This window comes from Bradyrhizobium sp. 22, assembly GCF_000482425.1.
In the GTDB taxonomy this organism is placed as follows: domain Bacteria; phylum Pseudomonadota; class Alphaproteobacteria; order Rhizobiales; family Xanthobacteraceae; genus Bradyrhizobium; species Bradyrhizobium japonicum_B.
In genome coordinates, this window is record NZ_KI519399.1 from 886,605 (window position 1) to 911,654 (window position 25,050).

The following is a 25,050-nucleotide window of genomic DNA, read 5'->3' on the forward strand; positions in this document are numbered from 1 at the left end:
GGGAGAGGGGGCGCAGCGGAGTGCGGGGCGCAATCTAATTCCCACATCAGGAGCGCCCCATGCTGACCATGATCGGCAAGCGCCTGATGTTCGCGATTCCCTCGCTGATCGGCGTCGTCATCGTCACCTTCCTGCTGACGCGTGCGCTGCCCGGCGATCCCGCTGCCTACTTCGCCGGCCCCGCCGCGACCAAGGAGGCCGTCGAGCAGATCCGCAAGAAGCTCGGTCTCGACAGGCCGCTGATCGAGCAGTTCTTTCGCTACACCAGCGATCTCGCCCATGGCGATTTCGGCAACTCGCTCACCACGGGACAGCCGGTCGCCGCCGAGATCCGCAACCGTCTGCCGGCCTCCGCCGAGCTGACGCTGCTCGGCCTGATCGTCTCGGTCGTGATCGCGATTCCGCTCGGCGTGCTCGCAGCGACGCGGCCGGGATCGTGGATCGACCATCTCTGCCGGGTCACGACGACGGCAGGCGTCTCGCTGCCGGTGTTCTTCACCGGCCTCGTGCTGGTCTACGTGTTCTATTTCCGTCTGGGCTGGTCGCCCGCGCCGCTCGGCCGTCTCGACGTGTTCTACAGCGCGCCGCCGACGGTGACCGGCTTCTATCTGATCGACACCTTGATCGAGCGCGATTTCGAGGCGTTCCGTTCGGCGCTGAGCCAGCTCATCCTGCCGGCGACGACGCTTGCGATCTTCTCGCTGGCGCCGATCGCGCGCATGACGCGCGCCTCGATGCTGGCTGTGCTCGCATCCGACTTCGTCCGCACCGCGCGCGCCAGCGGCCTGTCGCCGGCGACCGTGATCGTCACCTACGCCTTCCGCAACGCGATGCTGCCCGTCATCACCACGCTCAGCATGGTGTTCTCGTTCCTGCTCGGCGCCAACGTGCTGGTGGAAAAAGTGTTCGCCTGGCCCGGCATCGGCTCCTACGCCGTGGAAGCCCTGATCGCATCGGACTTCGCGCCGGTGCAGGGCTTCGTGCTGACCATGGCGGTGATGTACGTGCTGCTCAATCTCGTGATCGACATCTTGTACGGCGTGATCGATCCGCGCGTGCGGCTGGAGGGATAGCCGACCATGATCGCGTTCGATGCGAATCACATGGACGGTGCGCTCCCTCTCCCGCTTGCGGGGGAGGGTTGGGGAGGGGGTCTCTCCGCGGGCGAGAGCCCCCAAGAGGAGAAAGCCCTCACCCGCGCCTTCGGCGCGACCTCTCCCGCAAGCGGGAGAGGGGAAGCGAGCTTGCCGCTGGTCCGTTCGTCCCAACGCTCGAAAGGTCCAGGAGAGAATCCATGAGCTCCGCTGCGCCTGCTGTCGAACCCGTCGGCCCCGCCCGCACGTCGGGACTGTCGGCGATCCTCGAACAGACCCGCTACGTCCTCGGCGAGAACAAGGTCACGGGCTTTGCTTTCGCGCTGCTGATCCTGATCCTCCTTGCCGCGATCTTCGGCCCCTACGTGGTGCCGTACGATCCGCTTGCCTCGGACACCGCCGCGGCGCTGAAGCCGCCGTCGGCGGCGCATTGGTTCGGCACCGACCAGCTCGGGCGCGACATCTTCAGCCGCGTCATCGTGGCGACGCGGCTCGACACCTTCATCGCGGTCGCCTCGGTCGCGCTGGTGTTCCTGATGGGCGGCCTCGCCGGCATCGCGGCCGGTTACTTCGGCGGCTGGACCGATCGCATCGTCGGCCGCATCGCCGACACCATCATGGCCTTCCCGCTGTTCGTGCTGGCGATGGGCATCGTCGCCGCGCTCGGCAACACCGTGCAGAACATCATCCTGGCGACCGCCATCGTGAACTTCCCGCTCTATGCCCGCGTCGCCCGCGCCGAGGCCAATGTCCGCCGCAACGCCGGCTTCGTGCAGGCCGCGCGCCTCTCGGGCAACGGCGAATTCCGCATCCTCTTGGTGCACATCCTGCCCAACATCATGCCGATCATGATCGTGCAGATGTCGCTGACCATGGGCTACGCCATTCTCAACGCCGCCGGCCTGTCCTTCATCGGTCTCGGCGTCCGCCCGCCGACCGCCGAATGGGGCATCATGGTCGCCGAAGGCGCCGGCTTCATGGTGTCAGGGGAATGGTGGATCGCGCTGTTTCCCGGCCTTGCCCTGATGATCGCCGTGTTCTGCTTCAACCTCCTCGGCGACGGCCTGCGCGACATCGTCGACCCCCAGCGGAGGACGTGATGGCAAATTTCCGCCAGAAATTCCCCAACGATTCCAACGCTGTTCTACTGTGCATGGGGTTGTTTTCGCACTTTTTGAGTGACGGCAGGCCTGCATGACCGCCCAGCCACTGCTCGACGTCCAGGACCTCACGGTCGAGTTCACCACCCGCCGCGGCATCGTCAAAGCCGTGCAGCACGTCAACATTTCCGTCGCCAAGGGCGAGACGCTGGCCATCGTCGGCGAATCCGGCTCCGGCAAATCGGTGACCTCCTATGCGGTGATGCGCATCCTCGACCGCGCCGGGCGGATCGCCGAGGGTTCGGTGATGTTCTCGGGCATCGACGTCAAGGCGGCGAGCGAAGACCAGATGCGCGATCTGCGCGGCCGCGAAGTCTCGATGATCTTCCAGAACCCGCGCGCCGCGCTCAACCCGATCCGGAAAGTGGGCGATCAGATCGAGGACGTGCTGCGTACCCATGTGCAGCAGGCCCAGGTTAGCGATCGCGGCGAGAAGGCGATCGAGGCGCTGGAGCAGGTCAAGATCGCCCGCCCGCGCGAGCGCTACCACGCCTATCCGTTCGAACTATCGGGGGGCATGTGCCAGCGCGTTGTCATCGCGCTCGCGCTCGCCTGCAATCCGCAGCTCCTGATCGCGGACGAGCCGACCACTGGGCTCGACGTCACCACGCAGAAGGCGGTGATGGATCTGATCGTCGAGCTCACCAGGCGCCGCGCGATGTCGACCATCCTGATCACGCACGATCTCGGCCTCGCTGCCGCCTATTGCGACCGCGTCGTCGTCATGGAGAAGGGCCGCGTGGTCGAGACCGCCAAGGCTGCCGACATCTTTGCCAACCCGCAGCACCCCTACACCAAGAAGCTGATGCGCGCGACGCCGCGGCTGGGGGTGAGCTTGCGGGATCTGTTGCCGGAAGAGGAGGGCGCTTTGCAAGCCTCAGCCGTCATGGCCGGGCCTGACCCGGCCATCCATCACGCTTCGCAAGATGCTCCTTCGTCGATGGACCCCCGGGTCAAGCCCGGGGGTGATGAGAGCGCACAGCCCCTGCTTCTCGTCGACAAGCTCGTCAAGGAGTACCCCCGCCAGGGCGCCACCGCCGTGCTCGGCAAGCTGTTCGGCCGCAAGCCTCCCGTGGAGCCGGACGTGTTCCGCGCCGTCGACGGCATCAGCTTTGCGATCGGCCATGGCGAGAGCGTCGGGCTGGTCGGCGAATCCGGCTGCGGCAAATCGACCACGTCGATGATGGTGATGCGGCTGCTGGACCAGACCTCCGGCCTGATCCAGTTCGACGGCGAGGAGATCTCCGGCATCGCACCATCCGCCTTTGCCCGGCTGCCGCAGCGCAGCCGCATCCAGATGGTGTTCCAGGACCCCACCGACAGCCTCAACCCGCGCTTCACCGCCGTGCGCGCCATCGCCGACCCGATCATGCAATTGGGTGACATCAAGGGGCGCGACGCGCTGCGCGCCCGCTGCGAGGAACTGGCGACCATGGTCGGCCTGCCGCACAATCTGCTCGACCGCTTCCCGCACCAATTGTCCGGCGGCCAGAAGGCCCGCGTCGGCATCGCCCGTGCCATCGCGCTGCATCCGAAGCTCGTCATCCTGGACGAGCCGACGGCGGCGCTCGACGTCTCGGTGCAGGCGGTCGTGCTGAACCTGCTTCAGGACCTCAAGGCGCGGCTCGGTATGAGCTATCTGTTCGTCTCGCATGATTTGAATGTGGTGCGCTTGCTGTGCGATCGTGTCATTGTGATGCGGACGGGGCGGATCGTCGAAGAGGGCTCTTCGGAGCAGGTCTTGAGCGATCCTCAGGACGACTACACCAAGGAACTGCTGACGGCGATCCCGCATCCGCCGTTGCATTGAGAGATTGTTTGGGAGCGTGATGGCCGAGCCGCTGGACGACTACATCGACGCATTATCGAAAGCGCTGGCGCTGCCGGTCGAGGACGCCTGGAGGCCCGCGGTGCGCGCCAATCTCGAGGTCTCGCTGCGGCTCGGCCGCATGGTCGACGAATTCGCGCTGCCGGACGAGACCGAGCCGGCGCCGATCTTCACGGCGTGATGCTGTCATGCCCGGCAAGCCAGAGATGACGGCCGCGGACATCGCGAGCGCGGTCGCAAGTCGCAAAATGTCCGCTCTCGATGCCGTCGAAGCCGCGCTCGCGCGCATCAAGCAGCACGACGGCATCCTCAACTCCTTCACCGACGTCACCGCCGAGCGCGCCCGCGCCAAGGCGCGCGCCGTCGATGCCGACATCGCCGCCGGCAAGGAGGTCGGCCCGCTCGCCGGCGTGCCCTTCGCGGTGAAGAACCTGTTCGACGTGGCGGGCCTGCCGACGCGCGCCGGCTCCAAGATCAATCGCGATCTCGCACCCGCCAAGCGCGACGCCACGCTGATCGAGCGCATGGAAGCCGCCGGCGCCGTGCTGGTCGGCGCGCTCAACATGGGCGAATACGCCTACGATTTCACCGGCGAGAACGTCCATGACGGTCCCTCGCGCAATCCGCATGACACCACGCGAATGACCGGCGGCTCCTCCGGCGGTTCGGGCAGCGCCGTCGGCGGCGCGCTGGTGCCGATCGCACTCGGCTCCGACACCAATGGCTCGATCCGCGTGCCGTCCTCGTTCTGCGGCATCTTCGGCCTGAAGCCGACCTATGGCCGGCTGTCGCGAGCGCGCTCGTTCCCGTTCGTCGCGAGCCTCGATCATCTCGGTCCGTTCGCACGCTCCGTCACCGATCTCGCGCTGGCCTATGACGTCATGCAGGGGCCGGATCCGGAGGACAGCGCCTGCACCACGCGCGGCCTGGAGCCGACGCTGCCGCTGATCGCCAATCCGGTGTCGGATCTGCGCATTGCGATTGCCGGCGGCTACTTCCAGAAGAACGTGTTTCCGGAGGCCGTCGAAGCGGTCAGCCGCGTCGCCAAGGCGCTCGGCGCAACTGAGGTCGTGGACGTGCCCGAGGCCGCCCGTGCGCGCGCGGCGGCCTATGTCATCACCACGACCGAAGGCGCATCGCTGCATCTCGATCGCCTGCGCAAGCGACCGAACGATTTCGATCCGGCGGTGCGCGACCGGCTGATCGCGGGCGCGATGGTGCCGGCGCCCCTGGTCGACCGCGCGCAGAAATTCCGCCGCTGGTATCGCGCGCAGCTCGCGGACATCTTCAAGTCGGTCGACGTGCTGCTGGCGCCGGCGACGCCCTGCACGGCCCCGAAGCTCGGCCAGGTGAACTTCAATCTCGACGGCGTCGAGCTGCCGGTGCGCGCCAATATCGGCATTCACACCCAGCCGATCTCGTTCATCGGCCTCCCGGTGGTGGCGGTCCCGGTGCCGCTCGAGCCGTTGCCGATCGGTGTGCAGATCATCGCCGCGCCCTGGCGCGAGGACATTGCGCTCCGCGTCGCCTACGCCTTGGAAAAGATGGGCGTGGTCGCCGCGCCGTCGCCGAGAGGACTCTGAGATGGAGATCGATCTCCCCGACGTGATCGCGGAAGTCAAAGCCGCGTTCGATCGTTATGAGCAGGCCCTCGTCAGCAACGACGTCGCCGTGCTCGGCGAGCTCTTCCGCAACGATCCCCGCACCTTGCGCTACGGCATCGGCGAGAACCTCTATGGCCATGCGGCGATCAGCGGCTTCCGCGCTGCACGCTCGCCCGTCGGCTTGAACCGCCGCACGGCCAGGACGGTCATTACCAGCTATGGCCGCGACACCGCGGTCGCCTCCACCCTGTTCTATCGCGACACCGCGCCCGGCAAGGTCGGCCGGCAGATGCAGACCTGGATTCGCTTCCCCGAGGGCTGGCGCGTGGTCGCCGCCCATGTCAGCGTCATCGACGAGCCGAAAGAATCCGCATGACGCTCGACGATCTTCCGCAGGGGACATCGCCGGCCGAGCCGGTGGTGCCTCGCGTCGACCGGGCGCGGCCCAGCGTGCACAAGGTCACGCGCGCCGAAGAGCTGCGGCTGCAACTCGCCGACGAGATCGTGCGCGGCGCGCTCGCCCCCGGCGCGGCGCTGGACGAGACCGAGATCGCGCGCCGCTTCAACGTGTCGCGCACGCCGGTGCGCGAGGCGCTGCGCCAGCTCGTGGCCAGCGGCCTGGTCGAGGCGCGCGCCCATCGCGGCGCGGTGGTGGCGCAGCCCTCGATCGAGCGCCTCAAGAGCATGTTCGAGGCGATGGCCGAGCTCGAGGCGCTCTGCGCCGGCCTTGCGGCCGAGCGCATGTCGGCCGCCGAGCGCCACGGCCTGGAGGCCATCCACGAAGAGCTGCGCGTGCTGAGCTACACCGGCAACCCGGATCGCTTTCACGAGGTCAACGAACGCTTCCACAACGCCATCTATGCCGGTTCGCAGAACGGCTACATCGCCGAGATCACGCTGGCCACCCGCGTCCGCGTGCAGCCGTTCCGCCGCGCCCAGTTCCGCAACCTCGGCCGGTTGGCGAAATCGCATGCCGAGCACGACCGCGTCGTCGTCGCCATCATGCGCGGCGACAAGCAGGGCGCCGCCGCCGCGATGCGCGCGCATATCGAGCTGGTGCGCGGGGAGTACGAGATCTACGCGGTGTCGGTATAGGACGGTCTCGTGTCCCGGACGCGGTGCAGCGCTTCTTCAGCGCTGCTCCGCAGAGCCGGGACCCATCTGTCCATTTCACGCGCTGCTTTATGGGTCCCGGTTCAGCAGCGCACCACTGCGTGTTGGGCTGCGCCCGGGACACGAGATCTCTCACCTGTTTTCGACTTCGTTCATATACGCGCGCCAGCCGCCATACGCCGTGATATCGCGCGCTTCGCCCAGCACTTCCGGCTCGACGAGGAATCCCTTCACACTCCGTCCATCCGCAAGGCGCACCGTCCCGATCGCCATCGGCGCGGGGATTGCGTTGACGAACTTGCCGAAGGCCGATGACGACAGCGACCAGATCTCCAGCTCGATCGCCGCGCCTGTTCCGGCGGCGACGCGCAGCATGCCGGGCTTCGGCGGCGTGGTCTTGAGCGCGTAGAGCTTGTAGTTAGGCGCGGTCCTGGTTGCCTCGATCAGCTTGCCATTCAGCGCGGTCAATTCACCGTTCAGCGCCATGCCAGTGAGATGCGCGCCGACCACCGCAATCGGGATTTCATCGCCATTGCTCGCGGGCAGTGGCGCGAGTGAGGCCTGCGCCACACCCTTCGCGCCGAGCGTCAGCTTCGTATCGGCATGGAACACCCGGCCGATGCTCGCGAGCAGCGCGTCGCGCCCTGCGGGCGCCAGCAGTGTGATGCCAAACGGAATGCCGTCGCTGCGCATCGACGCCGGCACGGCGAGGCCGCAGAGGTCGAGCAGGTTCACGAAATTGGTGTAGGTGCCGAGCCGGCTGTTGAGCTCGATCGGATTGGCGAGCACCTGCGCGGTCGTATAGGCGGTCGGCGCCGTCGGCAGCACCAGCGCGTCGATGTCGGCGAATGTTCGCTCGGCGATCTTGCGCAGGCCCTGCAGGCGATAGAGCGCCGAAAACGTTTCAGCCGCCGTCAGCCGCGCGCCGGCCGCGGTGATCTCCCGCGTGACGGGGTGGATCGCATCAGGCGCGGACGCCAGCAGGTTCTTGATCACGAGGTAACGCTCGGCGACCCAGGGGCCCTCATAGAGCAGCCGCGCCGTCTCGTAGAACGGCTCGAGGTCGAACTCGACCAGATTTGCCCCGAGCGCGGTCCATCGCTTCAGCGCATCGGCGTAGGCAGTCTCGGCATCCTTGTCCCCGAAGAAGATCAGCTGTCCGTTGCGCGGCACGCCGAGGCGCAGATCTGCCGGGAGCGGCGTCATCGCGCCAAGCGGCCGGTCGCGCGAGAACGGATCGGCCGGGTCCGGTCCCGCCATCACGGACAGCGCCAGCGCCGCATCGTCGACCGTCAGCGCGAACACCGAGATGCAGTCGAGCGTGCGGCAGGCCGGTACCAGACCGGCATTCGAGATCATGCCGAGGCTCGGTTTCAGCCCGACGATGTTGTTGAGCATCGCCGGCACGCGCCCTGAGCCGGCAGTGTCGGTGCCGAGCGACAGCGGCACGAGGCCGGCGCCGACCGCCACGGCCGAGCCGGAGCTCGAACCGCCGGGAATGAGATCCTCACGGATCGAGTTCCGGGGAATGCCGTAGGGCGAGCGTACGCCGACGAGGCCGGTCGCGAACTGGTCGAGATTGGTCTTGCCGATGATGATGGCGCCGGCGGCGCGCAGGCGCTCCACGGCGGTCGAATCGTGCGCCGGCGTGTAAGCGAAGGCCGGGCACGCGGCTGTGGTCGGAAATCCCAGCGCGTCGATATTGTCCTTCACCGCGACCGGCACGCCGTACAGCGGCAGGCCGGCGGCGTCCGCTCGCGCGGCGACCCTCTCGGCCTCCGCGACCGCGTCCTTCTCGTCGCGCAGGCTGATGAAGATGGCGGGATCGCCGTGATCGCGGATGCGCTGATAGGTCCGCGCGACCGTCTCGGCCGGCGAAAGCCGGCCGGCGCGATGCGCGGCCACAATCGCGGCGATCGTTTCAGGCTGCTCAGCCCCCATTTCAGCCCCCATGGCGACAAAACTCCGGCAATCTGTTCTCACCGCGAGGGAAGCAAGCGATGTGCCATTGTGTACAATGCCAGGACGGCACGAAAGATCTGGAAAATAATCAATTGATCAGATGCTTATGAGGTATTTCGACAAGCTCATCGGCGCCGGCGTCATCGCCCTCCGACAGGCATCTGCCCAAATCATAGGCAGTCGAGTCTAGGTAAAGCCGGCGAGGATCCGGAGCAGCTGCGCCCGGTTTTCCTTGCCGATTTTCTCTTCGACGTGCCGCTCGTGCTCGGCCGCGAGCCGCTTGAATTTCGTCAGCGCCGTCTCGCCCTGCGCGGTGAGGTGCAGCGCATGGGAACGGCGGTCCGCCTTCGACTTGACCCGCTTGAGGTACTTGCGGTGCTCGAGGCTGTCGAGCAGGTGCACCAGCCGGGCGCGCTCGATGCCGAGGCGCTTGGCCACCGCCATCTGCGACAGGCCCGGATTGGCGCCGATCAGCGTCAGCACCGAATATTGCGTCGGCCGGATGTCGACCGCGCGAAGCGTCTTGATGAAGTCCTGGAAAATCCAGATCTGGAAGCGCCGCACCGCGTAGCCGGCGTGCCCGACCAGCGCATCGAGCCCGATGTCGTCGGCGGCATCGCGATGCGCCGCGCCATTGCCGGTGCGTTTGCGTGGGGCAGTCTGGGGGGCGCTGGCTGTCACATCGTGTCTCCCGCCCGCCAACCTTAGCGCGTCAGGGGCACAAGCGAAAGATTGTTGTTGACGACAACAATTGTCATGCCCAACATTATCGCAAAGCAGCCCGAACGAGGTTGCGGCCGATCCGTATCCGGACGGAGGGAGGGACCCATATGACAGTCGCCCCACGTGGTGACGTTGCAGGCCTGTTCGCAAGCCCGCGGACCGTCGCAGAGCATCGCGCCGACGGCAGCATCGTGTTGCGATCGCCCGATCCGCTCGGCGAAAGCGCGCGCTGCGTCGGCGACTGGCTGGAGCATTTTGCGCGGCAAACGCCGGATGCGATCTTCCTCGCCGAGCGCGGCAATGTCGAAGCGCCCTGGATCACCGTCACCTATGCGCAGGCGCTGCGCCAGGTGCGTGCGGCGGCGTCCTGGATCCTGGCGCAGGGCCTCAGCGCGGAACGCCCGCTCGCGATCCTCTCCGACAACAGCATCGACCACGCGCTGCTCGCGCTCGCCGCCCAGCATGTCGGCGTGCCCTCGGCCGCGATCTCGCCGGCCTATTCGCTGATGTCGCGGGATTTCGAGAAGCTCAAGAGCATGATCGCGCTGCTCGAGCCGGGCGCGATCTACGTCTCTGCGACCAGGCCCTTCGCGGCCGCGCTGGCCGCCATCGCGCCGCTGCACGATGCGCAGATCATCAGCGGCAATGAGGATGACGCCGGCGCGCTCGCCTTCCGCGCCGTCGCGGCAACGCCGGAGAGCCCTGATGTCGCAACGGCGTTCGCCGCGGTGACGCCGGACACGATCGCAAAGTTCCTGTTCACGTCAGGCTCGACCGGCACGCCGAAAGCCGTCATCAACACCCAGCGCATGCTGACCTCGAGCCAGCAGGCCAAGGCGCAGACCTGGACGTTTCTCGAGCAGACGCGCGGCGATCTCGTCATCCTGGACTGGCTGCCCTGGAGCCATACCTTCGGCGCCAACCACAATTTCAATCTCGTGCTGCGCAATGGCGGCTCACTCTATATCGATGGCGGCAAGCCCGCGCCCGGTCTGTTCGCGACCTCGCTGGCCAATCTGAAAAGCATACTGCCGACGGTCTATTTCAACGTGCCGCGCGGCTTCGACATGCTGATCGCGGCGCTGCGCGGCGACGAGGAGCTGCGCCGCCGCTTCTTCGGCGAGGTGAAGTTCGCCTTCTATGCCGGCGCTGCCCTGCCGCAGAATCTCTGGGACGCGCTCGCGGAGCTTTCGATCAAGACCGTCGGCCGCGCGCTGCCGATGGTTTCGGCCTGGGGCTCGACGGAAACGTCGCCGCTCGCGACCGACTGTCATTTCCTCGCCGAGCGCTCCGGCAATATCGGCGTGCCCATTCCCGGCACCGAATTGAAGCTGGTCGCCTCCGGCGACAAGCTGGAGGTGCGGGTGCGCGGCCCCAACGTCACGCCGGGCTACTGGAAGGCGCCGGAGCTGACCCGGCAGGCCTTCGACGACGAGGGCTTTTACCTGATCGGCGATGCCGTCAAGCTTGCGGACAATGCGCGGCCGGAGCGCGGCCTGTTCTTCGACGGCCGCGTCGCCGAGGATTTCAAGCTCAACTCCGGCACCTGGGTCAATGTCGGCACGCTGCGCGTCGCCGGCATCGCCGCCCTGGCGCCGCTGGCGCAGGACATCGTGGTCGCAGGCCATGGCGGCGACGAGGTGCGATTTCTGGTGTTTCCGAACATCGCGGCCTGCCGCGCCCAGGCCGGCTTGGGCGAGACGGCCGACGTGAGCGAGCTGCTCGCCCATGACAAGGTCAGGCGCGCCATCGCGCAGGGCCTCGCAAGATTGAAGCAGCAGGGTTCCAACTCCTCTGGTCACGCCACGCGTGCGCTGCTGCTCGCCGAGCCGCCGTCGGTCGACGGCGGCGAGATCACCGACAAGGGCTACATCAACCAGCGCGCCGTGCTGGCGCGGCGCGCCGATGCGGTGACGCGATTGAACGATGATGCATCGTCGGAATGGGTCGGCTTGTCGTGAGCCGATGAAGGAGCAGCGTAGGAGGGCGCGTAGCTCATCTCGCTGTCATTCGGGGAGCGCCTGCGGCGCGAACCCGGAATCGATTTTCCCGCATAGATGGCTGCACGATGGATTCCGGGTTCGCGCTACGCGCGCCCCGGAATGACGATCGGTATGCGAGAAGGTGCTGGCGAAACGGGACAGCCGCCTGCCGCAATATATTTCTGATTATTTTGTTGCCTAGGCAACTAATTCGTGCGAACCATTCCAGGGAGCGATGACGGCAGGGAAACTGCCGCGTCCGATCCTGGAGGAAACAATGCTCGGCCCGAACGGTGCCGTCGGCAGACGCCGGCGCATGTCTGCACGTGACGGAAGGTGGCGCCTGAAGCGCGACCCGTCAGGGCTCCGTGCCGCCGGTGACCGCGCCGAGATTGTCGTGCAGCCGGCGGAGCAGGTTGATCAGCACCTCGCGCTCGTCCTTGTTGAGGCACGACAGCAGCCGCCGTTCGCGCTCGAGCGCCGCAACGATCACCTTGTCATGCGTGGCGCGGCCCTTTGCCGTCAGCGCGATCGAATGGGTGCGGCCGTCATTAGGGTCGGTGCGGATCGAGACCAGGCCGCGCTTCTCGAGGCCGGCCAGCGTCCGGCTCACCGGCCCCTTGTCGAAGCCGATGACGTGGCAGATGCGCGAGGCCGGAATGCCGGGCTCGATCGCCAGCAGCGACATGATCCGCCATTCCGTGACGTTGACGCCGAACTCCCGCTGATAGAACGCAGTCGCGCTGTTCGAGAGCTTGTTGGCGATGAAGGTGACGAACGCGGGGACGTAGCGGTCGAGATCGAGCGTCGGCCCCGCCTCAACGGGCGCAGGCTTTTGCCGGGATCTGGTCGAAGGCGCAGGCATGTCGGGGTTCTGACTCGCGGTGGGCCCAAAGACCTAATGGTATGCGCCGCCCTTTCACAAGATCAAAATGAGGGAGGTCTTCCATGACCGCATCAGGCACCCCGGTATCGACGGGCCCTGCGTCCGTCCCGCACCTCGACGTCGATCCGTTCGACATGACGTTCTTCGCCGACCCTTATCCCGCACATCAGCGGCTGCGCGAGGCGGGGCCGGTGGTCTATCTCGACAAGTGGAACGTCTATGGCGTAGCGCGCTATGCCGAGGTCCATGCGGTGCTGAACGATCCCGCGACCTTCTGCTCCAGCCGCGGTGTAGGCCTGTCCGACTTCAAGAAGGAGACGCCGTGGCGGCCGCCGAGCCTGATCCTGGAGGCGGACCCGCCCGCGCACACCCGCACCCGTGCCGTGCTGTCGAAAGTGCTGTCGCCGACCGCGATGAAGCAGGTGCGCGACCGCTTCGCCGCCGCGGCGGAGCAGCGGGTGGACGCGCTGCTGGAGAAGCGCAGCTTCGACGCGATCGCCGATCTCGCCGAGGCCTATCCGCTCTCGATCTTTCCGGATGCGCTGGGCCTGAAGCCGGAGGGACGCGAGCATCTGATTCCCTACGCCAGCGTCGTGTTCAACGCGTTCGGCCCTCCGAATGAGCTGCGCCAGCAGGCGATCGCGCGCTCTGCGCCGCACCAGGCCTATGTCGCCGAGCAATGCCAGCGCGACAACCTCGCGCCCGGCGGCTTCGGGGCCTGCATTCATGCCCGCGTCGACCATGGCGAGATCACGGCCACCGAGGCGCCGCTGCTGGTGCGCTCGCTGCTGTCGGCCGGCCTCGACACCACGGTGAACGGCATCGGGGCCGCCGTCTATTGCCTCGCGCGCTTTCCCGACCAGTGGCAGCGCCTGCGTGATGATCCGACGCTGGCGCGCAACGCCTTCGAGGAGGCGGTGCGGTTCGAAAGCCCGGTGCAGACCTTCTTTCGCACCACCACACGCGAGGTCGAGCTGTCCGGTGCCACGATCGGCGAGGGCGAGAAGGTGCTGATGTTCCTGGCCGCCGCCAATCGCGATCCCAGGCGCTGGGACCGGCCCGACAGCTACGACATTACCCGCCGCACCTCCGGCCATGTCGGCTTCGGCTCGGGCATCCACATGTGCGTCGGCCAGCTCGTGGCCCGCCTCGAAGGCGAGGTGATGCTGACCGCGCTGGCGCGCCGTGTCGCGACAATCGAGATCACGGGCGAGCCGAAACGCCGCTTCAACAACACGCTGCGCGGGCTCGACAGCCTGCCCGTGACGATCACCCCGGCCTGACGAGGAGCTTCATGCCCGCCATCACCTTCATCCATGCCGACGGCAAGTCCGAGCGCGTCGAGACCTCAGGTGAGGAGAGCGCCATGCAGGCGGCGACCCGTCACGGCCTCGACGGCATTCTGGCCGAATGCGGCGGCAACGCCATGTGCGCGACCTGTCACGTCTATGTCGATGAAAGCTGGCTCGCGCGCCTGCCTGGGATGGCCGATGACGAGGACGCGCTGCTCGACGGCACCGCGAGCGAGCGGCGGCCGAACAGTCGGCTGTCCTGCCAGATCACGATCACGCCGGAGCTCGACGGGCTCGTCGTGAGGCTGCCGGAGCGGCAGGTCTGACCTGCAAAGCCAACTGATCTTTCGACCGCTCCCGGCAACGACCGGCGCTTCAACGCATCAACAGGGAAGGGAAACATGAAACATCTGAAGTGGACGTTCGCGCTGGCCGCGAGCCTGGTGGCCGGCGCGGCAAGCGCCGAGATCTCGGACAATGTCGTCCGGATCGGCGTGCTCAACGACATCTCCGGCATCTTCCAGGACACCAACGGCATGGGCTCGGTGGAAGCTGCGCGCATGGCGGCGGAAGACTTCAACGGAGGGGCCAAGAACATCAAGGTCGAGATCGTCTATGCCGACCACCAGAACAAGGCCGACGTCGGCAACGCCATCGCGCGCAAATGGCTCGATGTCGAAGGCGTCGATGCCATCGTCGACGTACCGAATTCGGCGGTCGGTCTGTCCATCAACACGCTGCTGCGCGACAGCCGCATGACGTTCCTGGCGTCGTCGACCGCAAGCTCCGATCTCACCGGCAAGGCCTGCTCGCCCAACACCATCCAATGGGTCAACGACACCTGGGCCACCGGCAACACCACCGCGGCTGCCATGATGTCGCGCGGCGGCAAGGACTGGTACTTCCTCACGGTCGACTACGCCCTCGGCAAAGGCATCGAGGCCGAGGCGCAGAAATACATCGAGGGACACGGCGGCAAGGTGCTGGGCTCCTCCAAGCATCCGCTCGGCACCTCCGACTTTGCCTCCTTCCTGTTGCAGGCGCAGAGCTCGAAGGCCAAGGTGATCGGCCTTGCCAATGCCGGCGGCGACACCATCAACGCCGTGAAGCAGGCTGCCGAGTTCGGCATCCAGCAGAACGGCCAGAAGCTCGTCGCCTTCCTGCTCTTCATCAACGACATTCACGGCATGGGTATCAAGGTCGCGCAGGGCTTGCAGCTCATGGAAGCCTTCTATTGGGACATGAACGACGACACCCGCGCCTTCGCCAAGCGCTTCGCCGCACGGCCCGGCATGAACGGCAAGATGCCGAGCGGCAATCAGGCCGGCGTCTATGCCTCGACGCTCGCTTATCTCAACGCCGTCGCGGCGACCGGCAGCGACAACGCCAAGGATGCCGTGCCCGAGATGAAGAAATTCAAGGGCAAGGACAAATTGTTCGGCGACACCACGATCCGCCAGGACGGCCGCGTCGTGCATCCGATGTACTTGTTCGAGGTGAAGAAGCCGGAGGAGTCGAAATACCCGTACGATTATTACAAGCTGGTCTCGACGATTCCCGCCGACCAGGCCTTCCGCCCGCTGGCGGAAGGCGGGTGTGAATTGGTGAAGTAGGTCTCGTGCCCCGGACGCGGTGCAGCGCGAAGCGTTGCGCCGCAGAGCCGGGGCCTACTGCCTCCTGGGTCCCGGCTCTGCGTCGCGTCATTTCATGCCGCGCCGCGTCCGGGACACGAGAGCAACCCTACACCACCTTGCTACTCCCCTGCGTGATCAACCGCGCCGCGCGCTGGTCGCGCGCGTAGATCCAGAGCCAGCTCAGGGCGACGCTAAGGCGGTGGCGGAGGCCGATCAGGAAGTAGATGTGGGCGATGCCCCAGATCCACCACGCGATCGCGCCGCGCAGCTTGAAGCGGCCGAAATCGATGACGGCGACCCGCTTGCCGATTTGAGCCAGGCTGCCGGCGTGCTTGTAGCGGAACGGGCCGGTCGCAGCCCCCCGCAGGCGGGCCTTGATGGTCTCGGCGACATGACGGCCCTGCTGCTTGGCCGCCGGCGCGATGCCAGGCACCGGCTTGCCGTCCCAGGCGTTGACGCTGACTGTGTCGCCGATCGCGAAGATCTCGGGATGGCCTGATATGGTGAGGTCGGCCTCGACCAGCACACGTCCGGCGCGATCGTGTGGTGCGCCGAGCCATTCGGCGGCGGGCGAGGCGCGCACGCCGGCGGCCCAGATCCTGGTCTTGGCTTCGAGCAGCTTGCCGCCGAACACGACGCCCTCGCGGTTGATCTCGGTGACGGCCTGTCCCAGCACGACCTCGACGCCGATCCTCTCCAGCGACGCCTGCGCGTAGGCCGAGAGGTCGTCGGCGAAGCCGGCGAGTACGCGCGGCCCCGCCTCGATCAGCACCACGCGCGCTGTCGTCGTGTCGATGTTGCGGAAATCGCCGGGCAGCGTATGGCGCGCCATTTCGGCGATGGTGCCGGCGAGCTCGACGCCGGTCGGGCCGGCGCCGACGATGACGAAGGTCAGCCGCGCCGCGCGCTTCGCCGGATCGGTCTCGCGCTCGGCGCGCTCGAACGCCACCAGGATATGACGGCGCAAGGTGGTCGCATCCTCCAGCGTCTTCAGCCCGGGCGCCCATTGCTCCCATTCGTCGTGGCCGAAATAGGCGTGCCGCGCGCCGGTCGCCAGCACCAGCGTGTCGTAGGGCACCTCGCTGCCGTCGTCGATCAGCACGCAACGTCGTGCCGCATCGACGCCGTTCACGGTCGCGAACAGCGTCGTCACTTCGGGCCGGTCGCGCATGAGATGGCGGATCGGCCAGGCGATCTCGCTGGTCGCGAGCGAGGCGGTCGCGACCTGGTAGAGCAGCGGCTGGAACAGATGATGGTTGCGGCGGTCGATCAGCGTGATCTCGACGCTTGCGCCCGCGAGCCGATAGGTCGCCTCCAGCCCGCCGAAGCCGGCGCCGACGATGACGACGCGATGGGGATGTGCGGCCATGGTACGCCCTCGAATCTCGCTGCTGCTCCTTCCTCATTTAAGTGCGGATCGGGGGTCGCGGTCCAATAGAGGCCATCAATCGCGGCATAGGCGGGGTGTATCGATCCGGTGCAAAACAGCACCAGAGCTCCGGATCGCCCCTGAAGCTAGCCTCGGCCGAGCTTAGTAGAATTATATTTCTTGCCATTCGCGATCGGGGCGAAATATGGTGCAGGGGCGGGCGCTGAGCCATTGGCGGCGCGACGGATTTTGCGTTCAATAGAGAAGGCCCGGGGCGGCGATCACCCCGCTTGCGGGCTCAATCATAAGGAGGGGAGTGATTATGAGGACGGCATTCTGGCTGGCGGGCGCAGCGGCGCTGGTGCTGGCGAGCCCGGCTTTCGCCGGCGACACCATCAAGATCGGTTTCGTCTCGACCTTCAGCGGCCCGACCGCCGTGATCGGCAACGACATGCGCAACTCCTTCGAGCTCGCGCTTGACCATCTGGGCCGCAAGATGGGCGGCAAGCCGGTCGAGGTGATCTATGAGGACGACGGCCAGAAGCCCGATGTCGGCAAGCAGAAGACCGAGAAGCTGGTGCAGTCGGACAAGGTCGACTTCATCGTCGGCTATATCTGGTCGAACGTGCTGCTGGCCTCGCTGAAGACCGCGGTGGATTCGCAGACCTTCCTGATCTCGGCCAATGCTGGCCCGTCCCAGCTGGCCGGTGAGCTCTGTTCGCCCTACGTGTTCTCGACCTCCTGGCAGAATGACCAGACGCCGCAGGCGATGGGCCTCTACATGAACCAGAAGGGCGTCAAGAGCGTGTTCCTGATCGGCCCGAACTACGCCGCCGGCAAGGACATGCTCGCGGGCCTGAAGAGCACGTTCAAGGGCGAGATCAAGGGCGAGGAATATACGGTCTGGCCGAGCCAGCTCGATTTCTCCGCCGAGCTCTCCAAGGCGCGCGCCTCGGGCGCCGAGTCGATCTTCGTGTTCTATCCGGGCGCGGCCGGCGTGCAGTTCCTCAATCAATACGCGCAAGCGGGCCTGAAGAGCACGATGCCGCTCTACACCGCCTTCACCATCGACGAGCTGTCGCTGCCGCTGCAGAAGGAGAACGCGCTCGGCGTTCCCGGCGCGCAGGAATGGGTCAATGACCTTCCCAACGAGCAGAACAAGCGCTTCGTCGCCGACTACCGCAAGAAGTACACCGGCCTGCGCCCGACCTATTACGGCGCGCAATCCTACGACGCCGCCCAGCTCATCAACAGCGCGGTGGTCGCGGTGAAGGGCGACACCAGCAAGAAGGACGCGATGAAGGCCGAGATGGAGAAGGCCAACTTCAAGTCGGTGCGCGGCGCGTTCAAGTACGGTAACAACCATATCCCGGTGCAGAGCTTCTATCTGCAGGACGTGGTCAAGGACGCCGAAGGCCAGCTTGCGCTGAAGACCGTCGCCACCATCGTCGAGAACGACCAGGATCGCTTCCACGACAAGTGCAAGATGAAGTGAGCGTGGTGTAGCCACGATCGACGTAGCCCCTTCTCCCCTTGTGGGCCTGTTGCGTTATCGGCCTTTGAGGCTGAGGCCGTCAGGAGAGAGGGACACGGACACGGCAATTGCCCGGCAAGTCTGTAGTTGTCGCCCTCGGTGGGCGGCTCAGGCCGCGATCGTGGCCCACCGCCTCATGTTGAAGGCGATCGAGGCGAGTAGGACCTGCCCGCTTGCCTTCATCAGACCAACGTAGCGGATGCAGGTCAGTCGCATGCGGCGTTTGAGGGTGGCGAAAGTGGTCTCGACCTGGGCTCGTCGTCGCGCGATGAGAAGATTGTAGCGTTTGAGCCGGGCCGGCAGTTCCGGATGGTGCCTGTTGGGACGGAACGCGATGCGGGGCTTTTTGCATTCCGCCTTCAGTCGAGCCCTCCTGGCATGCGTGTCATAGGCCGCATCAGCCCACACCACGGCCTCGTCGCCGCGGATCAACTCATCGGCTGGCGTCGTGTCATTGATGTTGGCAGGCGTGGTCAACACCGCGCGGATCAGGCCGGATCCTTCGTCAACGCCCATATGGGCCTTGTAACCGAAGGTCGAGCCGCTCTTGCCCTGCCGCTTGGTGAAGCGAGCGTCGGGATCGTTTGAAGGACGATCCTCCTTCGGAGGAGCCGACACCGCCTGGATCAGGGTTGCATCCAGCATCGTGCCGCGCTTGAGGATGACGCCGGCATTCTCAAGCTGGCGATCCAGTTCGCCAAACAGCTTCTCCAGCAGGCCTTGCTCAACAAGCCGGTTCCGGAAACGGTTCAGGACCGTATGATCGGGGGTGGCATAATCCAGGCTCAAACCAACGAAGCGCTTGAACGACAACCGGTCGCCCAGCGCCTCCTCCAGTTCGCGTTCCGAAAGACCATAGAGCGACTGCAACAGCACCGCACGAAACAACACAAGCACCGGATAGCCTGGACGACCGGGGCTCCCTTCATCCCGTAAATGACCGATCAGCTTCTCGAACCGATACCACTTAACCAAGCCAGCCAACCGATCCAGCGCCGCATTGGCGCCGGCGCCCTTCGGCATCAGCGCTTCTACAAAGCTCGGCTGCCCCGTCCGCTTCACCGCCATCGATCCCTCCAGCCTTTGCCTTAGGGAATCACAACTGGCGAATTACGCAACAGCCCCCTTGTGGGAGAAGGTGGCGCGAAGCGCCGGATGAGGGGTTCTCTCCGCGAAATAAGCTCTATCGAGTGCGCGGAAAGAGACCCCTCACCCGTCCTCTCCCACACGGGGAGAGGGTCATCACACCCTGGGCATGCTCATCGGCCGCACCTCGCGCTCCTGCGCCGCGAGCCGTATGCCCGCATTGGCTGCGCCAAATCCCTGATAATTCCGTCGTTCGACGATCTCGAAGAAGAAGCGCTCGTCGAAGATGTGGGTGTAGACCTGGAAGAACTCGCCGTCGCCCTCACGGTCGTAGAGGATGTGGTTGGCGCGCAGCTGCGCCATCAGCTCGGGCGCGAGGTCGTACTTGGCTTCGATGTCGTCATAGTAATTGGCGGGGATGTCGAGAAAATCCGCTCCGCGCCGGCGCATCTCCGCGACCGTCGTGAAGATGTCGCTGCAAGAGAACGCGACGTGCTGCACGCCTGAGCCGAAGAATTCCGAGATGAATCGCGCCGGCAGCGTGCGGTTCGCGGAGGAGCCGTTGAGGACGACGCGCAGGCTCCGGTCGGCGTTGACGATGGCCTGGCTCTGCACGAGGCCCCTGGGATCGGCGATCTCCATCTGCGGCAGCCGCTCGAGATCGAGGATGCCGGTGTAGAACAGCAGCCAGGACAGCATCTCGTCATAGGGCATCGACTGCGCGATGTGGTCGACGGCGAGCAGCGCGTCTGCGTGCGCATCGCTCGGGACAGGCTCGAAATCGGTGTCCCAGTTCGTTCCGGCCTGATCCAGGAAATAGAGCAGGCTGCCGCCGACGCCGTGGATCGCGGGAATCTCCAGCTCGCCCGGTCCGACCGGCTGATAGAAGGTGCGCGCCTTCAGCATCTCGGCACGCTGCATCGCGAGACCGGCATTGTCGACGTCGAGGGCGATGGCGCAGACGCCTGGGCCGTGCGTGACGTAGTGAGAATGTGCAAAGCCGTCGGTCTCGCTGTTGATGACGAGCTCGACCTTGCCCTGCGACCAGCGCTCCACCGCCTTGCTGCGATGCGCGCCGGTCTTGCGGAAGCCGAGCTGCGAAAACAGGCGGGCGAGATCGCCGGCCTTGGTCTCGTTGACCGCAAACTCGATGAAGCCGGTGCCGCGGCTCTTCGCCTTCGGCGCCAGCGGCTCGGCGGCGAATTTCGGCCAATCCGGCGCCAGCTGGTCTTCCAGCAGGATCAGCGAGCGCAGGCCGTCGAGCGCGGTCTGCGCGGCCGAGCCGGCGCGGAACTGGTCGTTGAAGATCTCCAGCGACAGCGGCCCGGCATAGCCGGTCGCGGCGATCGCGGTCATGAATTCAACGACCGGCAGATCGCCCTGGCCGGGGAAGGAGCGGAAGTGCCGGCTCCACGACAGCATGTCGAGCTCGAGCTTCGGCGCGTCCGCAAGCTGCACCAGGACGATCTTGTCGCCGGGGATCGAGGCGATCGCGCGGGTGGGAAATCCCGGCGCCAGCGCGTGAAAACTGTCGAGGACGAGGCCGATCGCGGCATGGTCGGCGCGCCGCACGATTTCCCAGGCGTCGCGATAGTCGCTGACATGGCGGCCCCAGGCCAGCGCCTCGTAGCCGACGCGCAAGGAGCGTCTGGCCGCGCGTTCGCCGAGCTCGCGAAAATCGTCAGCGGCGCGATCGATGCCGCCGAGCGAGGCGGACGAGACGTTGGAGCAGATCAGCAGGAGATCGGTGCCGAGCTCCTGCATCAAATCGAACTTCCGCTCGGCGCGAGCGAAGTTGCGCGAGCGCTGCGGCTCGGGCATGCCCTCGAAATCGCGGAACGGCTGGAACGCGCAGATGTTCAGGTTGAGATCGCGGCAGAGCTTTGCGATGTCGCGCGGGCTTGCGCCGAACGACAACAGATCGTTCTCGAAGATCTCGACCGCCTCGAAGCCGGCGGCCGCGATGGCGCGGAGCTTCTCGTCGAGGGTGCCGGAGAGCGAGACCGTTGCGATCGAGCGTCTGTTCATGCCGCACTCTCCTCCATCGCGCCGCCGAGGAAGAGCTGGCCGATGCGCGGATCGTTCAGGATGCGCTTGGCGTCGTCGACCATGCGGGTCTGGCCCAGCTCGAGCACGATGCCGATGTCCGAGATTTCCAGCGCCGACCGCGCGTTCTGCTCGATCATCAGGATGGTGACGCCGCGGGAGCGCAAGGACTTGAGGATGTCGAAGGTCTGCTGCACCATCAGCGGCGACAGGCCGATCGAGGGCTCGTCGATCAGCATCAGCCTGGGTTCGAGCAGCAGCGAGCGGGCGATCTCGAGCTGCTTCTGCTCGCCGCCGGACAGGGTCGAGGCCTGCTGCGTCGACTTCCGCCGCAGCGCCGGAAACAGGTCGAGCGCCGCCTCGATCCGCTTCGGCAGGTCGAGACCCTTCCCGGCCGCGACGCCGCCGAGCTCGATATTGTGGCGCACCGACAGCTCGGGGAAGATGTTGCGGCCCTGCGGCACGTAGCAGACGCCGGCATTGAGCAGCGCGCGCTGGCTCAAATTGGTGACGTCGCGGCCGGCAAAGCTGATCTTGCCCTCGCGCAGCTTGAGCAGGCCGAAGATCGCCTTGAACACGGTGGATTTGCCGGCGCCGTTCGGACCGATGATGGTGGTGATGGTCGCCGGCGGCACCGAGAACGTCGTGCCGTTCAAGATCGTCATCTTGCCGTAGCCGCCGACGAGATTGTGAACCGAGAGGATCGGGTCGCTCATGGCTCGCGCTCCCTAATGTCCGAGATAGGCTTCGATCACGGCGGGGTTCTTGCGCACCTCGTCGGGTCGTCCCATCGCCAGCACCTTTCCTTCCGCCATCACCATCACGCGCGAGCACAGCGACATCACGAACTCCATGTTGTGCTCGATCACGACGAAGGTGGCGTTCTTTTCGCGGTTGATCGCGATCAGGCGATCCTTGAGGTCCGCCAGCATCGACGGGTTGACGCCACCGGCGGGCTCGTCGAGCAGCACGAGGCGCGGTCCGCCCATGAAGGCCATGGCGGCGTCGAGCAGCTTCTGCTGGCCGTAGGAGAGGCCGCCGGCGGGCTCGTCGGCGAGATGATCGAGCTTGAAGAAGCCGATCATCTGGTTGGCGGCCTCGGTCAGCCCGGCATCGGAGCGGCCGACCAGCCGCGAGGCCATGCTGCCCTGGTGCTCCTGTCCGGCGAGGATCAGGTTCTCGCGCACCGAGAGCTTCGGGAAGACCTGCAGCAGCTGAAAGGTGCGGCTGACGCCGAGCTTGTTGAGCTCGGCGGGGCGCAGACCGGTGACGACCTTGCCATCGAGCTTGACCTCGCCGCCCGAGGGCGTGAGCTGGCCGAGAATGCAGTTGAACAGGGTCGACTTGCCGCAGCCGTTCGGGCCGATCAGGCCGAGGATCTCGCCCTCGCGCACGTCGAAGGAAACGCCGTCGACGGCGCTGATGCCGCCGAAATTCTTCTTGATCTCCGAGACTTCCAATACCGCGCTCATTGCGCCGTCTCCAGGCGGGACTTTGCGACGGCGCGCAGGGCGGACGCCGCTTTGGTGCGGCGTTCGGCGAGATAGCGATCGAGGATGCCAAGGATGCCGGTCGGCGACCAGATCAGCAGCAGCATCACCGCGACCGCGTACAGCATCAGGTAATAGCCCTCGGTGAAGCGCAGCCATTCCGGCAGCAGCACCGCGATCATCGCGCCGAGGAACGGGCCGAAATAGAACCCGGCGCCGCCGACGATCACCATCATCAGGAGGTCGAGCGAGAGCGACAGGTTGAAGGGGACAGGGTCGATATATTGCGTCAGCGGCGCATAGAGCGCCCCGGCGACGCCGCCGAGCGCCGAGCCGATCGCGAATGCCATCAGCGTGTAGCGCCGCGTGTCGATGCCGAGCGATTGCGCGCGCATGGGATTCTCGCGTAGCGCCATGAAGGCGCGGCCCCAGGGCGAGCGGATCAGCCACCACACCGCCAGCGACACGATCGCGAGCGCGCCGAGACAGACGTAATAGAAGGGGAGGGGCTTGTTGGTCGCGATGCCGAAAATATGCGGCCGCGGGATGTTGGAGATGCCGTAGATGCCGCCGGTGAGCCAGCTTTCGTTGCGGAACACCAGGAAGGCGAGGGTGGAGAAGGCCAGCGTGACGAAGGCGAGGTAATGGTGCTGGACGCGCAGCGCGGGATAGCCGAGCACCCAGCCGACCGCGAAGCTGAGCAGGATCGCGACCAGGATCGCCGCCGGCAGCGGCCAGCCATGCGTCGTCATGATCGCCGCCGCATAGGCCCCGATGCCGACGAAGGCGCCCTGCGCCAGCGAGACCTGGCCGGCATAACCGAGCGTGAGGTTGAGGCCCATGGCGGCGATGCTCATCACCGCCCATTGGCTGAGGATGAACAGGCCGTAGCGGTTGAAGTTCATGGGGATGACGATCAGGCCGGCGATGACGGCGAGGCCGAGCGCGATCTTCAGGGGTTTGCCGAAGCTGCTCATACCGTGCGCTCCTCGGCGCGGCCGAGCAAACCTTGCGGTCGGAACAGGATGACCACGATCAGGAAGAGCATCGGCACGGCGGCACGATATTGCGTCGAGACATAGGCGGCGGCGAGATTGTCGAGCACACCGATCAGCAGGCCGCCGGCGATGGCGCCGCGCACCTGGTTGAAGCCGCCGACGATCGCGGCGATGAAGGCGGCCTGGCCCAGCACCTCGCCGGAGGAGAATTTTGCTAGGTAAATCGGCGTGATCAGAAGCGAAGCCAGCGCGACCAGGAAGGCGTTGATCAGGAACGTCAGCAGGATCATGCGTTCGACGGGTACGCCGATGATGCGCGCCACCGTCGGGTTCTGCGCCGCCGCCTGCATCTGGTGACCGAGCGAGGTGCGGTTGAGCAGCGTGGTCAGGCCGACCACCGCGAGGATGGCGACGACGAGCACGCCGATGCTTTGCAGCGAGACCGCGTGTCCGAGGATGGAGATGTCGCCGGTCGGCACCACCGAGGGGAACGGCGAGGCCTCGGCGCTGTAGAATTGCTTCACGGCTTCCTTGATGCCGATCGCGAGCGCCATGGTCGCGATCGCCAGCGGCAAGACGCCGTGGCGCATCATCGGATCGACCAGCAGCAGCTTGAATCCGAGCCCGAGCAGGACCATCGACAGCAGGATGCCGAGCATGATCGCGAGCCAGAACGGCGCGCCGGCATGCATCGCCGCCAGCATCAGGAACGCCGGCAACATCACGAACTCGCCTTGCGCAAAATTGATGGTCTGCGAGGTCTGCCACAACAGCGTGAAGCCGACCGCGACCAGCGCGTAGATCGCGCCGGTGGCGAGCCCCGCGACCAGAAGATCGAATAGGTTGGACATGGGTTCTCGTTGATCGTTAGAGCCCCGATGGGTCGGGTCGACGCGAACTCAGCTCTCACTCCTGAACTTCCTCCGAATGAGTGGACACCTGTAGTAGGCTCGTTGAGCCTGGAGGTGTTGAATGGAACGTGCACGTCGGTCGTTTACTGAAGAGTACAAGCGCGAGGCGGCGGGGTTGGTGGTGTCGAGCGGCCGCTCGATCGGGTCGGTAGCCAAGGAGCTCGGTCTGCGCGACTCAGTGCTGCGGCGCTGGGTCGATAAGCTCCGGCGCGAGCCGGCATCGGCGGCGTGGCGCCCCACCACGCAGGCGACGCCGATGTCGGCGGACCAGGCTTCGGAACTCGCCGTGTTGCGCCAGGAGAACGAGCGGCTGCGGATGGAACGCGACATTTTAAAAA

At 66.1% G+C, this 25,050-nt stretch carries 23 protein-coding genes; 13 read left to right on the forward strand and 10 right to left on the reverse strand.

Annotated features, from left to right (window positions below; translation table 11 throughout):
* The first annotated feature begins 59 nt into the window (after positions 1–59).
* From K410_RS0105420 to K410_RS0105450, 7 genes are all read left to right on the forward strand, one after another.
* Positions 60–1,073: an ABC transporter permease gene (locus K410_RS0105420; protein ID WP_028133898.1), complete on the forward strand. Its 1,014-nt coding sequence runs from the start codon at positions 60–62 to the stop codon at positions 1,071–1,073.
* Positions 1,074–1,294: 221 nt separating this feature from the next.
* Entirely contained in the window at positions 1,295–2,194 is a 900-nt protein-coding gene (locus tag K410_RS0105425; RefSeq protein ID WP_028133899.1) for an ABC transporter permease, read from the forward strand.
* 94 nt (positions 2,195–2,288) lie between these two features.
* Positions 2,289–4,064 (forward strand): dipeptide ABC transporter ATP-binding protein, encoded by a 1,776-nt coding sequence (locus K410_RS0105430; protein WP_028133900.1) that lies wholly within the window; start codon positions 2,289–2,291, stop codon positions 4,062–4,064.
* Between the two features lie 19 nt (positions 4,065–4,083).
* Positions 4,084–4,263: a DUF4089 domain-containing protein gene (locus tag K410_RS0105435; protein ID WP_028133901.1), complete on the forward strand. Its 180-nt coding sequence runs from the start codon at positions 4,084–4,086 to the stop codon at positions 4,261–4,263.
* 7 nt (positions 4,264–4,270) lie between these two features.
* Positions 4,271–5,665, forward strand: coding sequence for an AtzE family amidohydrolase (locus tag K410_RS0105440; protein ID WP_028133902.1), 1,395 nt, complete (start codon positions 4,271–4,273; stop codon positions 5,663–5,665).
* A 1-nt stretch (position 5,666) separates the two neighbouring features.
* Entirely contained in the window at positions 5,667–6,062 is a 396-nt protein-coding gene (gene hpxZ, locus K410_RS0105445; protein ID WP_028133903.1) for an oxalurate catabolism protein HpxZ, read from the forward strand.
* Positions 6,059–6,781 carry a GntR family transcriptional regulator gene (locus tag K410_RS0105450; RefSeq protein ID WP_028133904.1) on the forward strand — a complete coding sequence of 241 codons (723 nt, stop codon included), beginning with the start codon at positions 6,059–6,061 and terminating at the stop codon, positions 6,779–6,781. Before hpxZ ends, K410_RS0105450 begins: the two co-directional genes overlap by 4 nt.
* A 150-nt stretch (positions 6,782–6,931) precedes the next feature.
* Here K410_RS0105450 and atzF read toward each other — a convergent pair whose 3' ends face one another.
* Together atzF and K410_RS0105465 are read right to left on the reverse strand one after the other, a co-directional pair.
* Positions 6,932–8,740, reverse strand: a complete 1,809-nt coding sequence (gene atzF / locus K410_RS0105455) for an allophanate hydrolase (RefSeq protein ID WP_155253610.1) — start codon at positions 8,738–8,740, stop codon at positions 6,932–6,934.
* A gap of 207 nt (positions 8,741–8,947) precedes the next feature.
* Positions 8,948–9,442: a MarR family winged helix-turn-helix transcriptional regulator gene (locus K410_RS0105465; protein WP_028133906.1), complete on the reverse strand. Its 495-nt coding sequence runs from the start codon at positions 9,440–9,442 to the stop codon at positions 8,948–8,950.
* 149 nt (positions 9,443–9,591) lie between these two features.
* Here K410_RS0105465 and K410_RS0105470 point away from each other — a divergent pair, with 149 nt between their 5' ends.
* Positions 9,592–11,445, forward strand: a complete 1,854-nt coding sequence (locus tag K410_RS0105470) for a feruloyl-CoA synthase (RefSeq protein ID WP_028133907.1) — start codon at positions 9,592–9,594, stop codon at positions 11,443–11,445.
* A 379-nt stretch (positions 11,446–11,824) separates the two neighbouring features.
* On the opposite strand, the gene K410_RS0105475 is transcribed toward K410_RS0105470, so the two are convergent.
* The gene (locus K410_RS0105475; RefSeq protein ID WP_028133908.1) at positions 11,825–12,331 is read right to left on the reverse strand and encodes a MarR family winged helix-turn-helix transcriptional regulator; all 507 of its coding nucleotides are present in this window, start codon (positions 12,329–12,331) and stop codon (positions 11,825–11,827) included.
* 83 nt (positions 12,332–12,414) lie between these two features.
* Here K410_RS0105475 and K410_RS0105480 point away from each other — a divergent pair, with 83 nt between their 5' ends.
* From K410_RS0105480 to K410_RS0105490, 3 genes are all read left to right on the forward strand, one after another.
* A complete protein-coding gene (locus K410_RS0105480; RefSeq protein ID WP_028133909.1) occupies positions 12,415–13,635 on the forward strand; it encodes a cytochrome P450 in 1,221 nt (406 codons plus the stop codon).
* 11 nt (positions 13,636–13,646) lie between these two features.
* Complete coding sequence (locus tag K410_RS0105485; protein ID WP_028133910.1) at positions 13,647–13,970, forward strand: 2Fe-2S iron-sulfur cluster-binding protein; 324 nt, start codon at positions 13,647–13,649, stop codon at positions 13,968–13,970.
* Positions 13,971–14,045: 75 nt separating this feature from the next.
* Positions 14,046–15,257, forward strand: coding sequence for an ABC transporter substrate-binding protein (locus K410_RS0105490; protein ID WP_028133911.1), 1,212 nt, complete (start codon positions 14,046–14,048; stop codon positions 15,255–15,257).
* Between the two features lie 127 nt (positions 15,258–15,384).
* Here the strand turns inward: K410_RS0105490 and K410_RS0105495 are convergent, their stop codons facing one another.
* Positions 15,385–16,647, reverse strand: coding sequence for an NAD(P)/FAD-dependent oxidoreductase (locus tag K410_RS0105495; RefSeq protein ID WP_028133912.1), 1,263 nt, complete (start codon positions 16,645–16,647; stop codon positions 15,385–15,387).
* 322 nt (positions 16,648–16,969) lie between these two features.
* On the opposite strand from K410_RS0105495, the gene K410_RS0105500 reads away from it, so the two are divergent.
* A complete protein-coding gene (locus tag K410_RS0105500) occupies positions 16,970–18,142 on the forward strand; it encodes an ABC transporter substrate-binding protein (RefSeq protein WP_028133913.1) in 1,173 nt (390 codons plus the stop codon).
* 147 nt (positions 18,143–18,289) lie between these two features.
* On the opposite strand, the gene K410_RS0105505 is transcribed toward K410_RS0105500, so the two are convergent.
* From K410_RS0105505 to K410_RS0105530, 6 genes are all read right to left on the reverse strand, one after another.
* Positions 18,290–19,249, reverse strand: coding sequence for an IS5 family transposase (locus K410_RS0105505; RefSeq protein ID WP_028133914.1), 960 nt, complete (start codon positions 19,247–19,249; stop codon positions 18,290–18,292).
* Positions 19,250–19,423: 174 nt separating this feature from the next.
* Complete coding sequence (locus K410_RS0105510; RefSeq protein ID WP_028133915.1) at positions 19,424–21,295, reverse strand: bifunctional sugar phosphate isomerase/epimerase/4-hydroxyphenylpyruvate dioxygenase family protein; 1,872 nt, start codon at positions 21,293–21,295, stop codon at positions 19,424–19,426.
* Positions 21,292–22,029 carry an ABC transporter ATP-binding protein gene (locus K410_RS0105515; protein WP_028133916.1) on the reverse strand — a complete coding sequence of 246 codons (738 nt, stop codon included), beginning with the start codon at positions 22,027–22,029 and terminating at the stop codon, positions 21,292–21,294. Before K410_RS0105515 ends, K410_RS0105510 begins: the two co-directional genes overlap by 4 nt.
* 12 nt (positions 22,030–22,041) lie before the next feature.
* Positions 22,042–22,785: an ABC transporter ATP-binding protein gene (locus K410_RS0105520; RefSeq protein WP_028133917.1), complete on the reverse strand. Its 744-nt coding sequence runs from the start codon at positions 22,783–22,785 to the stop codon at positions 22,042–22,044.
* Complete coding sequence (locus K410_RS0105525; RefSeq protein WP_028133918.1) at positions 22,782–23,780, reverse strand: branched-chain amino acid ABC transporter permease; 999 nt, start codon at positions 23,778–23,780, stop codon at positions 22,782–22,784. Before K410_RS0105525 ends, K410_RS0105520 begins: the two co-directional genes overlap by 4 nt.
* Positions 23,777–24,652 carry a branched-chain amino acid ABC transporter permease gene (locus K410_RS0105530; RefSeq protein ID WP_028133919.1) on the reverse strand — a complete coding sequence of 292 codons (876 nt, stop codon included), beginning with the start codon at positions 24,650–24,652 and terminating at the stop codon, positions 23,777–23,779. The genes K410_RS0105525 and K410_RS0105530 overlap by 4 nt, the downstream gene beginning before the upstream one ends.
* 121 nt (positions 24,653–24,773) lie before the next feature.
* Here K410_RS0105530 and K410_RS36540 point away from each other — a divergent pair.
* Positions 24,774–25,050, forward strand: a 277-nt coding sequence (locus tag K410_RS36540; protein ID WP_049819943.1) for an IS3 family transposase, incomplete at its 3' end; no start/stop codon positions are given.